Here is a 12,910-nt window from a genome sequence, read left to right on the forward strand (position 1 = left end):
TTGAAACCTATTGTTGCAATCGTTGGAAGACCAAATGTTGGAAAATCAACACTATTTAATAAATTGGTTGGAGATAGAGTAGCTATCGTTGATGACCAACCAGGAGTTACAAGAGATAGACTATATAGAGAAACTGAATGGGGTGGAAAAGAGTTTGTTCTAGTTGATACTGGAGGACTTGAACCTAGAAATAATGATTTTATGATGACTAAAATAAAACAACAAGCTGAAGTTGCTATGAACGAAGCGGATGTTATTTTATTTGTTGTAGATGGAAAAAATGGTTTAAATCCATTAGATGAAGAGGTTGCTTACCTTTTAAGAAAGAAGAAAAAGCCAGTTATCCTTTGTGTTAATAAAATTGACAATTTCCAAGCTCAACAAGATGATGTTTATGATTTCTGGGGATTAGGATTTGAACATTTAATCGCTATCTCAGGAGAACATAAAGTTAACCTTGGAGATATGCTAGATTTAGTAGTAGATATTATTGACCAAACAGTTGAAGAATACGAAGAGGAACCTGGACTTAAACTAGCTATCATTGGTAGACCAAATGCTGGTAAATCATCTCTTGTTAATAGATTATCTGGAGAGGAAAGAACTATCGTTAGTGAAATAGCTGGTACAACTAGAGATGCTATCGATACGGCTATAGAGTTTGATGGTAATAGATATATCCTTATAGATACTGCTGGTATCAGAAGAAAATCTAAGGTTGAAGAAAGTTTAGAGTATTATTCTGTTTTAAGAGCTATCAAAACTATTAAAAGAGCAGATGTTTGTATTTGGATGATTGATGGAAGCGAAGGATTAACAGAGCAAGACAAGAGAATTGCTGGTATTGCCTATGAAGAGAAAAAACCAATTATTATTGTTATAAATAAATGGGATACTATTCCAAATAAGAAAAATGATACAATGAAAAAGATGAGAGAGGAACTTTACGCTGAATTACCATTCTTATCTTATGCCCCAATTGAATTTGTCTCAGCTTTAACAGGACAAAGAACAACTAAGTTATTAGAGCATGCAGAAGCTGTATTTGCTGAATATAATAAGAGAATTTCAACTGGATTATTAAATACTGTTATCAGTGATGCTATCATCATGAATAATCCACCTACAAGAAAAGGTAGAGTAGTTAAGATTAACTATGCTACACAAATCTCTACTGCACCACCTAGATTTATACTTTTCTGTAACTACCCTGAGCTAGTTCACTTCTCTTATGGTAGATATATCGAAAATAAATTAAGAGAGGCTTTTGGATTTGAAGGTACTCCTATTGATGTTTTTTTTGATCATAAAAATAGCTAAGGATCTAAATTATGAAGAAAGTTCTTATTGTAGAAGATGAAAAATCTCTTGCCACAGTTATTTCAGACTCTTTAAAAAATGAGGGTTTTGAAACTGTTATAGCTAACAGAGGAGATGAAGCAATAGATTATTTCTATAAAGAAAAACCTGATCTTGTATTATTAGATATAAATCTTCCTGGTATGAATGGATGGGAGATTTGTAAAAAGTTGAAGTCACTATCTCAAATACCGATAATTATGGTTACTGCTAGAGATAGTGAGTTTGATGAAATTAAAGGACTTGAATTAGGAGCTGATGACTATATAACAAAGCCATTTACTCCTAAGCTTCTTATCATTAAGTTAAAAAAAATATTTAAACTTAGTAATGATACATTTTTTAAAATCGGAGACATCACTTTTGACTTCAATACGTTTAAACTTGACACTCCTGAAGAAAGCAATATTCTTCCTCGAAGAGAGGCACAACTTTTAGATTTTTTTTTAAGAAATCAAAATATAATTTTTTCTCGTGATACTTTACTTAATGAAGTTTGGGGATTCGAGTTTTTTGGTGATGAAAGAGCAGTAGATACTATTGTCAAACGATTAAGAAAAAAACTTGGAAGTTGTGATAATTATATTAAAAGTGTAAGAGGAGTTGGTTATGTCTTTAAAACAGATTAATTTTCCAATAAAGCTGAACTTCTTTAAAAAACTATTCCTATTAACAATAGGGATAGTTTTTTTAACTATAATTACTAATTTTATTTTTAACTCTTTTTTCTTAGATAAGTTTTATATATATAGAAAGAAACAAAATATTCTTGAGATTAGAAATAGTATTATTAAATTAATCGATGATAGAGATAGGCTTGAAAATTATATATATTTTGCTGAAGATAATTTTGGAGTTAAAATCGATTTAAATTTTATGCAAAATAATCGTTCACATATGAATAATAATAAAAAAATCTATAACTCCTTAAAACTAAATGAATCTATATTTAAAATTGGTGAAGTTGATGGAACATCTGGAGTTATGTTTATTCGTTACTATGAAAAGTTAAATAATGGCTATATGTTGAGTATTCGAAGCTCTATGGCTGTTATTGCAAAACATATTCACGATATTTTTATTTTTAATATTTTTACTGCTTTTTTCTCTTTATTTGTAAGTGGTATTCTTGTATCTATATTTTCTAAAAAAATAAATAGAAATATAACATACTTAAAAAACAGTGCTAAAAAAATTGCAAAGTTAGAGTATCCAGATAATATCAAATTATCTAGCGGTGATGAGCTTGAAGAACTTGCCCAAAGTTTAAATGAAATGTCTAAAGAGTTATCTTTTGCTATTGAAAATTTAAAACTTTTTGTTTCCAATGCATCTCATGAGCTGAAAACACCTATTTCAGTTCTTTGTCTATACTCTCAAGCATTAGCTAGAGATAATGTTCCTAGTGACAGAAAAAAAGAATATTATAAAACGATGCTTGAAAAATCTTTAGAAATGAGAACTTTAACAGAAAGTTTATTAACCCTTTCTAAAATAAACTCTCCTGATTATAAATTAACAACACAACAAATAAATTTAGAAAATATGATTAGAAATTCATTAGAGCAATATGATTATATTGAATTTGAAAAAAATATTAATGTTATTACTAATTTTTCAAATATAGAAGTTAATGGCGATTATAATTTATTAAAAATTGCCGTAAATAATCTTGTTCAAAATATGTTAAAATATGCTCCAGATGACTCAGATGTAGAAATACTTTTAGAAAATAATACTCTTATTTTTAAAAATATTATTACTACTGAAATTAACAAAAAAATTACTGATTTATTTGAACCTTTTCAAAGAGGAGAAAATGCTTTAGATAAAAATGCTGAAGGAAGCGGTCTTGGATTATCTTTAGTTAAAAAAATTCTAGAGTTACATCGACTTAACTTCGATTTAAAAATTGAAAATAACTATTTTATATTTAAAATTTCAATAAAAAAACCCGATTAGAAATTCTAATCGGGTTTCACTTTTTTATAACATTTTTTCTGCTAATTTAACTTTAGTCAATGCTTGAGTTAATGTCTTTTGAACATTAGCGATATCAATATCCTCAGCTCTTTTCTCTAATTTTTCCTTAGCAATTTGAGCTTCTTTTCTTGCAGCTTCTAAATCTATATCTTTAACATCCATAGCTTCATCTGCTAAAATTGTTACAACGTTATCAGATATTTCTACAAATCCACCTGAAACATAGTAAAACTTTTCCTGCCCATTATTTTTAACTTTCATTTCTCCAGTAGCTAATCCAGCAACAAATGGTGAATGGTTAGGTAATATACCCATATCTCCCTCTGTTGTTCTTAGCATAACAAAGTTTACCTCTTCAGATAATATCTTTGCTAATGGAGTTACTAGCTCTAGCTTAAAAGAGTTTGCCATAATTACTCAGCTCCCTTCATAAGGTCTCTTCCCTTAGCTATTGCCTCCTCAATTGTTCCAACATAAAGGAATGCTTGTTCAGGAAGAGCATCGTGCTTACCTTCGATAATCTCTTTGAAAGCTCTTATTGTCTCTTTTACTGGAACATATTTCCCTTCCATTCCTGTAAATTGCTCAGCAACTGAGAATGGTTGTGAGAAGAATCTCTCGATTTTTCTTGCTCTAGAAACTGTTTGTTTATCTTCGTCAGATAACTCATCCATTCCTAAGATTGCAATGATATCTTGAAGTTCTTTATATCTTTGTAATATCTCTTGAACCTGTCTAGCAACTGTATAGTGCTCGTTTCCAACTATTGCTGGATCTAACGCTTTTGAAGTTGAATCTAGAGGGTCAACTGCTGGATATATTCCTAGAGATGCAATTCTTCTTGAAAGAACTGTTGTAGCATCTAAGTGAGCGAATGTAGTCGCTGGTGCTGGGTCAGTAAGGTCATCCGCTGGTACGTAAACAGCTTGAACTGATGTTATTGATCCTGACTTAGTTGATGTAATTCTCTCTTGTAATTTACCCATTTCTGAAGCTAGTGTTGGCTGGTATCCAACTGCTGAAGGTATTCTTCCTAGTAGGGCAGAAACTTCCGCTCCAGCTTGAGTAAATCTGAATATGTTATCTATGAATAGAAGAACGTCTTGTCCCTCTTTATCTCTGAAGTTTTCCGCTACTGTTAGTCCAGTAAGAGCAACTCTCAATCTTGCTCCAGGCGGCTCATTCATCTGTCCATATACTAGAGATGTTTTATCAATAACTCCTGATTCTCTCATCTCATCATATAAGTCTCTTCCTTCTCTTGTTCTTTCTCCAACACCCGCGAATACAGATAGTCCTCCGTGTCCTTTTGCAATGTTGTTGATAAGCTCCATTATAAGAACTGTTTTTCCTACTCCAGCTCCTCCAAATAGACCTATTTTTCCACCTTTAATGTATGGTGCAAGAAGGTCAATTACCTTAATTCCAGTTTCAAATATTTCTACTTCTGTTCCTTGCTCATCAAAGTCAGGAGCTTCTCTATGTATAGGTAAATACTCCTCTGTTGTTACTGGTCCAGCTTCGTCAACTGGCTCTCCTAAAACATTTAGAATTCTTCCTAAAACAGCTTTTCCTACTGGTACTGTTATAGCTGATCCTGTATCTATTACTTCCATTCCTCTTTGTAGACCCTCAGTAGCGTCCATTGCTACTGTTCTTACAACGTTATTTCCTAGGTGTTGCTGAACCTCAAGAACTAACTCTCTTCCGTCTTCACCTTTTACTTTTAAAGCGTTGTAAATTCCAGGCAATCTATCATTGAACATAACGTCTACAACAGGACCTATTATTTGGGTAAGGGTACCTTTGTTTTCCACTATTGCCTCCTCATTATTCTTAATTTAACGCCGCTGCTCCACCAACAATTTCAGATATCTCTTGAGTTATCGATGCTTGTCTTCTTCTATTATATTCTAAAGTTAATCCCTTTATCATATCTTCAGCGTTATCCGTTGCACTTTTCATTGCATTTTTTCTTGCAGAATGCTCACTTGCAGTATTATCTAGTAAAGCTTTATATAACTCTATATTTAAATACTTCGGTAGTAGAGATGATAAAATCTCTTCTGGAGACGGCTCAAATATATAAGCTTTATTCTCACTTCCCTCAGCTCTTTCTATAGGAATCATTTTACTTACTGTTAGATCACTTACTAAAGCTGATATAAACTTGTTATATATTACGTACACTTCATCAAAAATGTTGTTATAGTAATATTCAACAATGTTTTCACTAATCTCTTTTGCTTTGTCAAACATAGTTTCAGGAATTAGTTGTATATACTCAGCCTTTACATCGTAATTTCTCTTTGCACAGTATTCTTTAGCTTTCTTTCCAACTGCAATTACAGAGACCTGTTTCCCACTATTTTCAGCAATCAATCTTTCTAGTGCTTTTAATGTATTACTATTGAAACTTCCTGCTAGTCCTCTATCAGAACACATAACAACAACTCCAACTTTCTTTACATCATCTCTACCATCAAAAAGTGGATGTTTTTCACTTTTTACACCAGCTGCAATATTTTGCAATATTTTAGCTATACTTTCTGAATATGGTTTTGATTGAGCTACTATTGTTGAAAACTTTTTAAATTTTGTAGTCGAAACAATTTCCATGGCCTTTGTAATTTGGTGAGTAGACTGAACACTTTTTATTCTATTTTTTATCTCTCTAGTTCCAGCCATTTGCCCACCTCTCTTTAATTAAAATTCTTTTTAAATGCTACTACAGCTTCTACAATTTTAGCTTCAAGATCTTTATCTAAGCTTTTCTTCTCTACGATATCATCTAAAATAGTTGTTGTATTTCTCATTTCAGTAATTAATTCTCTTTCGAATCTTCTTACATCTGCAATAGCGATATCATCTAGGAATCCATTGATTACAGTATAGAATGATACAACTTGCTCTTCAACTGGGTAAGGACTATATTGTGGTTGCTTTAAAACTTCCATAATTCTATGCCCTCTCTCTAATTGAGCTTTTGTAGCTTTATCTAAATCTGATCCAAACTGTGCAAATGTTAATAGCTCAGTATATTGAGCTAATTCTAGCTTAACTTTAGCAGCAACTTGTTTCATAGCCTTAATTTGTGCAGATCCTCCAACTCTTGATACAGATATTCCAGCATTGATTGCTGGTCTAAATCCAGAGTTAAATAGTTGTGCATCAAGGAATATCTGTCCATCTGTTATCGAAATAACATTTGTAGGGATATACGCTGATACGTCTCCTGCTTGAGTTTCGATTATTGGTAGAGCAGTTATTGATCCTCCACCTAATTCATCTGATAACTTTGCAGCTCTCTCAAGTAATCTTGAGTGAAGATAGAATACATCTCCTGGATAAGCTTCTCTTCCAGGTGGTCTTTTTAATAGTAGAGACATTTCTCTATATGCTACCGCATGTTTTGAAAGATCATCATAAACTATTAAAACTGCTTCACCTTTATCCATGAAGTACTCTCCCATAGCTACTCCTGAATATGGTGCTAAATATTGTAAAGGAGCTGATTCAGAAGCTGTTGCTGCAACAACTATAGTATATTCCATAGCTCCTGCATCTTCTAATCTTTTAACGATCTGAGCAACTGTTGATCTTTTTTGACCTATTGCAACGTAGATACATTTTACTCCTGTATTTTTTTGGTTTAAGATTGCGTCAATAGCAACTGCTGTTTTACCAGTTTGTCTATCTCCGATAATTAGCTCTCTTTGTCCTCTACCAATAGGTACCATTCCATCTATTGATTTGATTCCTGTTTGTAAAGGCTCAGATACTGGCTTTCTTGAGATAATACCAGAAGCTTTTCTTTCTATCTCCATGTATTTCTCAAGCTTTATTTCACCTTTTCCATCTATTGGCTCTCCTAAAGCGTTGACTACTCTTCCTAATAAAGATTCTCCAGCTGGAACTGAGGCAATTCTTCCTGTAGCCTTAACCTCATCTCCCTCTTTAATCTTTGTATAGTCTCCTAGTATAACTGCTCCAACGTTATCTTCTTCTAGGTTTAGAACCATTCCTGTTATTCCGTTAGGAAACTCTAAAAGCTCTCCCGCTTTCGCACTGCTTAATCCGTAGATTCTAGCGATACCGTCTCCTACTTCTAATACAGAACCTGAAGTTTTGACATCAAGACTCTTTTTGTAATTCTCGATCTCAGTTTTGATTATATTACTTACTTCTTCTGGTCTGATTTTCAACTGATTACACCTCCTAATTTTACAAGTAGTTTTTTATTTTTGTGTTAGAGTTTCTAATTGTCTACGGATACTTCCGTCTGTTACCTCATCACCTATTTTGATAATTCCTCCACCTATTAGAGATTTATCCACATTAACTACTAGCTTTATCTTTTTACCTGTTTTATTTTCAAGATTTTTAGAAAGTTTCTCTTTTTGCTCATCGCTTAAAGCAACTGCAAATGTAGCTTCCACATCTAAAATTTGATTTTTTGCATAATCTAACTTAACATACTCTGCTACAATCTCTCTAATTTGTGCAATTCTTCCTTTTTCTAAAATATAGAAAAGAATTTCTACTCCTTCATTAGAATCTGAGAAAATTTTCTTTAAAGTTTCTTTTTTCTCACTCTCTTTAATTAGAGGATGAGTTACAAAATTTCTAAAATCAATATCTGTTTTATAAAGCTCCATAGTCGCATTTAATACATCATATATTGATTTAACTTCATTTTTTTGCACAGCAACTTCATATATTGCTTCTGCATATCTTTTACCAATCTGGTTTCCTATCATTTTACTCCCCCTACCTCATCTATAAATTTGTCAGCTAGGGCAGCTTCTAAATCAGAGTTTAAATTCTCTTTTATTATCTTCTCAGCTAATGTTACTGCTAATTGGTTCATTTCAACCTCTAGCTCTTTCTTAGCTGCATGTTTCATCTTTTGAATTTCTAGCTCTGCTGATTTAAGCATTTTGTCTCTTTGAACAGTTGCTTCAGAAATGATAATCTCTTTTCTTTCATCCGCTTTTTTCTCTGCTAATTGAACTATTTTTGTAGCTTCATCTTTAGCATCTTTTAATATTTTTTGAGCTTCTTTATTTTTTAATGCAGCATCCTCATTGTTCTTTTGAGCTTCTGAGAATTCAGCTGCAATCTTCTCTTTTCTTGTATCCATTAACTTCATTAATGGAGCTTTAAAGTATTTATTAAATATAAACACTAAAATGAAGAAGTTTATTATTTGCCAAAACATGTTAATATCTATCGATACTGCAGGCATATTTGTTGGTGCCAAGTCTTCTACCTCCTTCCTAAAAGTATTTGATGTATTTTATAAAAATTATCCTAACATTCCTACGAATGGATTAGCATATAATAAGATTAGTGCAATTACTAGTGAATAGATTCCTGTTGACTCTGATACCGCTTGTCCAAGTACCATTGTAGAGATGATATCTCCCTTAGCTTCTGGTTGTCTAGCTACTGCTTCTACTGCTTTACCAGCTGCATATCCTTGTCCAATTCCTGGTCCTACTCCTGCGATCATTCCACATCCTGCTCCTATTGCTGATGCTGCTAATACTATAGTTTTTGCTAACATTAAATCCATAATCATTTACCTCCTAGTTATTTTAAAATTTAATCTTGTTAGTTTTTATTTATCATCGGGACACTCTGCATCCCCTAATGAACCTTGAATATATACCATACTTAGCATTAAGAATACAAAACTTTGTACTACTCCACTAAATATATCAAAATAAAGATGTAACGGTGCTGGAATAACCATTGGTGCCGCTTTATAAATAAGCCCCATTATTACCATTCCCGCAAACATATTTCCAAACAAACGTATAGAAATATTTGTTGGTTTTGCTAACTCCCCTACTAAATTGATAGGTAACATAAACGGCATAGGCTCTAGTAGTCCTTTGAAATATCCTAGTATACCATGTGATTTGATGCTAGTTCCTAAGAATGTAGCTGTTGTTAACATTGCTAATCCAACTGTTGTATTAAGATCTGCTGTCGGTGCTCTAAATGCAGGTGCTATAGCAAACACTCCATCTTCGAAGCTTCCCCAAGGAATTGGTGCAAACATAAGTAAGTTACATCCTAGTATAAATATAAATAGTGTAGCTAGGTATGAGAAATACTTTGCTGTCCATCCTCCTAACATTTGATGAATAATACCATGTAAAAAATCATAAACTGATTCAGCAGCAACTTGTGCTCTTCCTGGAATCATCTCCAATTTTTTTGTTCCCATTTTAAATAAAAGTGTCAACACTAATATTACAAACCATGTACTTATTACGGTTATTGTAACTGGTAATCCAAACTTTCCATCAGCATACTCCATAGAAAATGGAATTTGATGTAAAAAGTGTGGTAATGGTACGTAAAACATTACTGCAGGTCCTTCTACTAATGGTGGGGTAATAAACTCTATTGGTCCTATTCTCATAAGTTTCGCCTCCTTTCGATAGTTTATTTTAAATACTTAGATTTAAACTTTTTTATATTGTTAAATAAAGTTACAGCTAAAATATTAGTCTTAATATTTAGTAATCCTATAACTCCACTAACTAACATTGGAAAACCATAAAATTTTGTAGCCAGTGCTAGAAATATCCCGTATAAAAAATATCTTTTCAAATATCCTATTACTCCAACTTTAAATGGTGAGTTGGAAGCTAAACTTGCTTTTGCATCAAGACATATCATATAAAATCCAACTACTGATAAAATTGCTCCTGAAAACATACCTATATAAATGTATTTGTTTCCTGATAACACTCCGTATATTAAAACTACTAGTGCAGTTATAATTCCACGTTTTATTAGTTTTTTTAACTCATCCATATATCACTCAACCTTATTTTTTCATTATCAATTTATAAGCGTTATAAAATGCACTGAATACACCTACTATAACGAAAAAAATAAATAATGGTGTGCTTTTAAAAAAATATTTTTCTATTAACTTGTATATGAAAATAAAAACTCCTATATTTCCAACTATTACAAGTCCTAAAAATCCAAGTAGTGAAAAATAATGTATAAAATCTTTATTAAAAAACACCATAAATTTCCACTTCCTTCAGTAAAATTATTTTTTTACCATGTAAAAAAATCTTTCCCCCGCTATTCTATCATTTTTACCAATACTTAACAAGTTTAAATTGTTTTTTTCAATAATTTTTCTAATTTCGAACTCTTCAAATATTCTCTTTTCATATAGTTCTTTTAATTTTTCATAATGTCCTGCTCTATTTTTAACAAAGTATACTGCCTCAACAATATCCAGCTCTTCCTCTCTAAAATGTTCCCAAATAATAGTCATATCTTTCCTATCATCATAGTATACTCCACCTGGAAACATTTTATCCATAAACTCTCTATTTATAACATCAAAAATATAAATTCCACCTGGATTTAAATTGGCATAAATAGAGCTCATTAAATCATCTAAATCATCTAGTGATGTTAAATGATTCACTGTATCGAAAAGTGACACTATTATGTCATAGCTTTCACCTGTGCTAAACTCTCTCATATCTCCTAAAAATAATTTAACATTTTTATTTTTTAATTTTTTATTAGCTATTGTTAACATATCTGCTGATAAATCTAGTCCTGAACAATCAAAATCATTTTTTAATCTAAGAAGTGTTTCTCCTGTTCCACATCCCAAATCTAATAATTTTTTACCTTCAACTCCAGATTCTTTAATCTTATTTTTTATTAAATCAGCCCACTGGTCATAATCACAATTTTGCATAAACTTATCATAAACTTTTGAAAAATTTTTATAATACATTTTCTCTCCTAAACTAACTCTTTTTCAACAACTGCAGCAATCTCTTTAGCTACTCTATCCACTGTTGCCATCTCTTTTCCTTCAACCATTACTCTTACTATTGGCTCTGTTCCAGATGTTCTTACTAATACTCTTCCTAAACCTGCCATCTCTAACTCTTTTTCTTCTATAAACTTAACTATCACTTCATTTTTATTCCATAGATTTTTTTTACTATTATCCACTCTAACATTTATTAATAGTTGTGGCCAATCTACTATCTCTCCAACTAATTCATCTAGAGATTTTCCTGAATCTCTTATAGCTTCTACCAGTTTAACAGATGTTAATACCCCATCTCCTGTAGTTCCAAAGTCTGATAGTATTATATGCCCTGACTGCTCTCCACCTATATTTACATTAAGTTCTTTCATTTTTTCAAGAACATATCTATCTCCAACGTTAGCTCTTATTAAATGGATCCCTTTATTTGATAAATAACTTTCAAATCCCATATTACTCATAACAGTTGTTACAACTTGATTATTCTGTAATTCTCCTCTATCTTTCATTCCTAGAGCTAATACAGCAATAATCTTATCACCATCAATTATGTTTCCATTTTTATCTACGGCAATTAATCTGTCAGCATCTCCATCATAAGCTAGTCCTAAATCCGCTTCATATCCCATAACAACTTTAGATAATATCTCTGGATGTGTTGATCCACATCTAACATTTATATTTTTACCGTTTGGAGCATCATTTATTATAACTATCTCTGCTCCTAAAGCTAAAAATACCTCTTTTGCTACTCTATAAGCTGATCCATTGGCTGCATCTAAAATGATTTTCATACCTGAGAAATCACCTTTTACTGTTGAAATAACATGATCTCTATATAAGTAATATTCATCCTCTGCATAAGTAAATCTTCCAACTTCATCTCCAGCAATAGGGTCTTTAGTTATTTCTTCCACATTATCCATCAACTTCTCTATTTCTAACTCAACTTCATCTGGTAATTTATATCCATCTTCCCAAAATATTTTTATTCCATTATCTTTGGCTGGATTATGAGAAGCAGATATCATTATTCCAGCTTTTGCTGTACTTTTTCCAGTTAAGTATGCAACTCCTGGAGTTGGAATAACTCCAACAAAATCTATATTTATTCCCATTGAGTTTAGCCCTGCCGTCAATGCTGATCTTAACATATATCCTGATCTTCTTGTGTCAGATCCCATTATCACTCTAATCCTTTTTTTATCTGGATGTTCCTTTTTTAAAGTGTATCCTAATGCATACCCCAATTTTAATGCTAACTCTACTGTTAACTCCCTGTTAGCTTCTCCTCTTATTCCATCTGTTCCAAAATATTTTCTCATTTTAATACTCTCTCCCTTCTAAGTTGTAATTTTTCACATATATACCCTGTTATCACTCCTGAAATACATCCCATAAATAGAAATCCCCAAATAAATATGAAAATTGATTTGCTCATAATGCTAATACTTCTAAAAAGTAAAAAATAAACAACTATAAGTTGTGTCAAATTATGTACAAAAGCTCCTGCTATGCAAATAGCAATCAGCGATAGATTCTCTCTATATCTAAATAATAAAATGGTCAAGAGGGTACTAGACCCTCCTGAAATTAAACTTATTATAAAGCTAGGTGAAAAAAGTGTTCCTAACATCATCCCTTGAATAAAAATTCTAAGTAATAAAATTTCTATCGCCATTTTTTCATCAAATTTTTCTAAAGCTATTATTGTTGCAATATTTGCTAACCCTA

16 protein-coding genes are annotated in these 12,910 nt (G+C 31.8%); 3 read left to right on the top strand and 13 right to left on the bottom strand.

Annotated elements, in window-relative coordinates; translation table 11 throughout:
- From der to ACRC8M_RS03480, 3 genes are read left to right on the top strand one after another with little or no spacing between them, the layout of a single operon-like run.
- A complete protein-coding gene (der, locus tag ACRC8M_RS03470) occupies positions 1-1,320 on the top strand; it encodes a ribosome biogenesis GTPase Der (RefSeq protein WP_438527874.1) in 1,320 nt (439 codons plus the stop codon).
- Between the two features lie 11 nt (positions 1,321-1,331).
- Entirely contained in the window at positions 1,332-1,988 is a 657-nt protein-coding gene (locus tag ACRC8M_RS03475; RefSeq protein WP_438527875.1) for a response regulator transcription factor, read from the top strand.
- Positions 1,969-3,321, top strand: coding sequence for a HAMP domain-containing sensor histidine kinase (locus ACRC8M_RS03480; protein WP_438527876.1), 1,353 nt, complete (start codon positions 1,969-1,971; stop codon positions 3,319-3,321). The genes ACRC8M_RS03475 and ACRC8M_RS03480 overlap by 20 nt, the downstream gene beginning before the upstream one ends.
- Before the next feature lie 24 nt (positions 3,322-3,345).
- On the opposite strand, the gene ACRC8M_RS03485 is transcribed toward ACRC8M_RS03480, so the two are convergent.
- The 13 genes from ACRC8M_RS03485 to ACRC8M_RS03545 form a co-directional block, all read right to left on the bottom strand.
- A complete protein-coding gene (locus ACRC8M_RS03485) occupies positions 3,346-3,753 on the bottom strand; it encodes a F0F1 ATP synthase subunit epsilon (protein WP_438527877.1) in 408 nt (135 codons plus the stop codon).
- 2 nt (positions 3,754-3,755) lie between these two features.
- Positions 3,756-5,159 (bottom strand): F0F1 ATP synthase subunit beta, encoded by a 1,404-nt coding sequence (gene atpD / locus ACRC8M_RS03490; RefSeq protein WP_438527878.1) that lies wholly within the window; start codon positions 5,157-5,159, stop codon positions 3,756-3,758.
- A gap of 19 nt (positions 5,160-5,178) precedes the next feature.
- A complete protein-coding gene (gene atpG, locus ACRC8M_RS03495) occupies positions 5,179-6,030 on the bottom strand; it encodes an ATP synthase F1 subunit gamma (RefSeq protein WP_438527879.1) in 852 nt (283 codons plus the stop codon).
- 14 nt (positions 6,031-6,044) lie between these two features.
- Positions 6,045-7,547: a F0F1 ATP synthase subunit alpha gene (atpA, locus tag ACRC8M_RS03500; RefSeq protein WP_438527880.1), complete on the bottom strand. Its 1,503-nt coding sequence runs from the start codon at positions 7,545-7,547 to the stop codon at positions 6,045-6,047.
- Positions 7,548-7,580: 33 nt separating this feature from the next.
- On the bottom strand, positions 7,581-8,102 hold the full coding sequence (atpH, locus tag ACRC8M_RS03505) for an ATP synthase F1 subunit delta (protein WP_438527881.1): 522 nt from the start codon (positions 8,100-8,102) through the stop codon (positions 7,581-7,583).
- On the bottom strand, positions 8,099-8,605 hold the full coding sequence (gene atpF, locus ACRC8M_RS03510) for a F0F1 ATP synthase subunit B (protein WP_051364176.1): 507 nt from the start codon (positions 8,603-8,605) through the stop codon (positions 8,099-8,101). Before atpF ends, atpH begins: the two co-directional genes overlap by 4 nt.
- 45 nt (positions 8,606-8,650) lie before the next feature.
- Entirely contained in the window at positions 8,651-8,920 is a 270-nt protein-coding gene (gene atpE, locus ACRC8M_RS03515) for an ATP synthase F0 subunit C (protein ID WP_438527882.1), read from the bottom strand.
- A gap of 45 nt (positions 8,921-8,965) precedes the next feature.
- Positions 8,966-9,778, bottom strand: a complete 813-nt coding sequence (gene atpB, locus ACRC8M_RS03520; protein WP_438527883.1) for a F0F1 ATP synthase subunit A — start codon at positions 9,776-9,778, stop codon at positions 8,966-8,968.
- Positions 9,779-9,801: 23 nt separating this feature from the next.
- A complete protein-coding gene (locus ACRC8M_RS03525) occupies positions 9,802-10,176 on the bottom strand; it encodes an ATP synthase subunit I (RefSeq protein WP_438527884.1) in 375 nt (124 codons plus the stop codon).
- A 13-nt stretch (positions 10,177-10,189) separates the two neighbouring features.
- A complete protein-coding gene (locus ACRC8M_RS03530; RefSeq protein WP_438527885.1) occupies positions 10,190-10,399 on the bottom strand; it encodes an AtpZ/AtpI family protein in 210 nt (69 codons plus the stop codon).
- 24 nt (positions 10,400-10,423) lie between these two features.
- The gene (locus tag ACRC8M_RS03535) at positions 10,424-11,134 is read right to left on the bottom strand and encodes a class I SAM-dependent DNA methyltransferase (protein ID WP_438527886.1); all 711 of its coding nucleotides are present in this window, start codon (positions 11,132-11,134) and stop codon (positions 10,424-10,426) included.
- Positions 11,135-11,142: 8 nt separating this feature from the next.
- Positions 11,143-12,501, bottom strand: coding sequence for a phosphoglucosamine mutase (gene glmM / locus ACRC8M_RS03540; RefSeq protein ID WP_438527887.1), 1,359 nt, complete (start codon positions 12,499-12,501; stop codon positions 11,143-11,145).
- Positions 12,498-12,910: Gx transporter family protein (locus tag ACRC8M_RS03545; protein WP_438527888.1), on the bottom strand; the 413-nt coding region annotated here is incomplete at its 5' end. The genes glmM and ACRC8M_RS03545, both read right to left, overlap by 4 nt.

This window comes from Cetobacterium sp., from assembly GCF_051653945.1.
Lineage (GTDB): Bacteria > Fusobacteriota > Fusobacteriia > Fusobacteriales > Fusobacteriaceae > Cetobacterium_A.

Excerpts from the sequence above, each read along its gene's own strand:
- ACRC8M_RS03480 (WP_438527876.1), top strand. The coding sequence starts at position 1,969 with ATGTCTTTAAAACAGATTAATTTTCCAATAAAGCTGAACTTCTTTAAA.
- atpB (WP_438527883.1), bottom strand. The coding sequence starts at position 9,778 with ATGAGAATAGGACCAATAGAGTTTATTACCCCACCATTAGTAGAAGGA.
- glmM (WP_438527887.1), bottom strand. The coding sequence starts at position 12,501 with ATGAGAAAATATTTTGGAACAGATGGAATAAGAGGAGAAGCTAACAGG.
- ACRC8M_RS03535 (WP_438527886.1), bottom strand. The coding sequence starts at position 11,134 with ATGTATTATAAAAATTTTTCAAAAGTTTATGATAAGTTTATGCAAAAT.
- atpH (WP_438527881.1), bottom strand. The coding sequence starts at position 8,102 with ATGATAGGAAACCAGATTGGTAAAAGATATGCAGAAGCAATATATGAA.
- atpE (WP_438527882.1), bottom strand. The coding sequence starts at position 8,920 with ATGGATTTAATGTTAGCAAAAACTATAGTATTAGCAGCATCAGCAATA.
- ACRC8M_RS03525 (WP_438527884.1), bottom strand. The coding sequence starts at position 10,176 with ATGGATGAGTTAAAAAAACTAATAAAACGTGGAATTATAACTGCACTA.
- atpG (WP_438527879.1), bottom strand. The coding sequence starts at position 6,030 with ATGGCTGGAACTAGAGAGATAAAAAATAGAATAAAAAGTGTTCAGTCT.
- ACRC8M_RS03475 (WP_438527875.1), top strand. The coding sequence starts at position 1,332 with ATGAAGAAAGTTCTTATTGTAGAAGATGAAAAATCTCTTGCCACAGTT.
- ACRC8M_RS03485 (WP_438527877.1), bottom strand. The coding sequence starts at position 3,753 with ATGGCAAACTCTTTTAAGCTAGAGCTAGTAACTCCATTAGCAAAGATA.
- ACRC8M_RS03530 (WP_438527885.1), bottom strand. The coding sequence starts at position 10,399 with ATGGTGTTTTTTAATAAAGATTTTATACATTATTTTTCACTACTTGGA.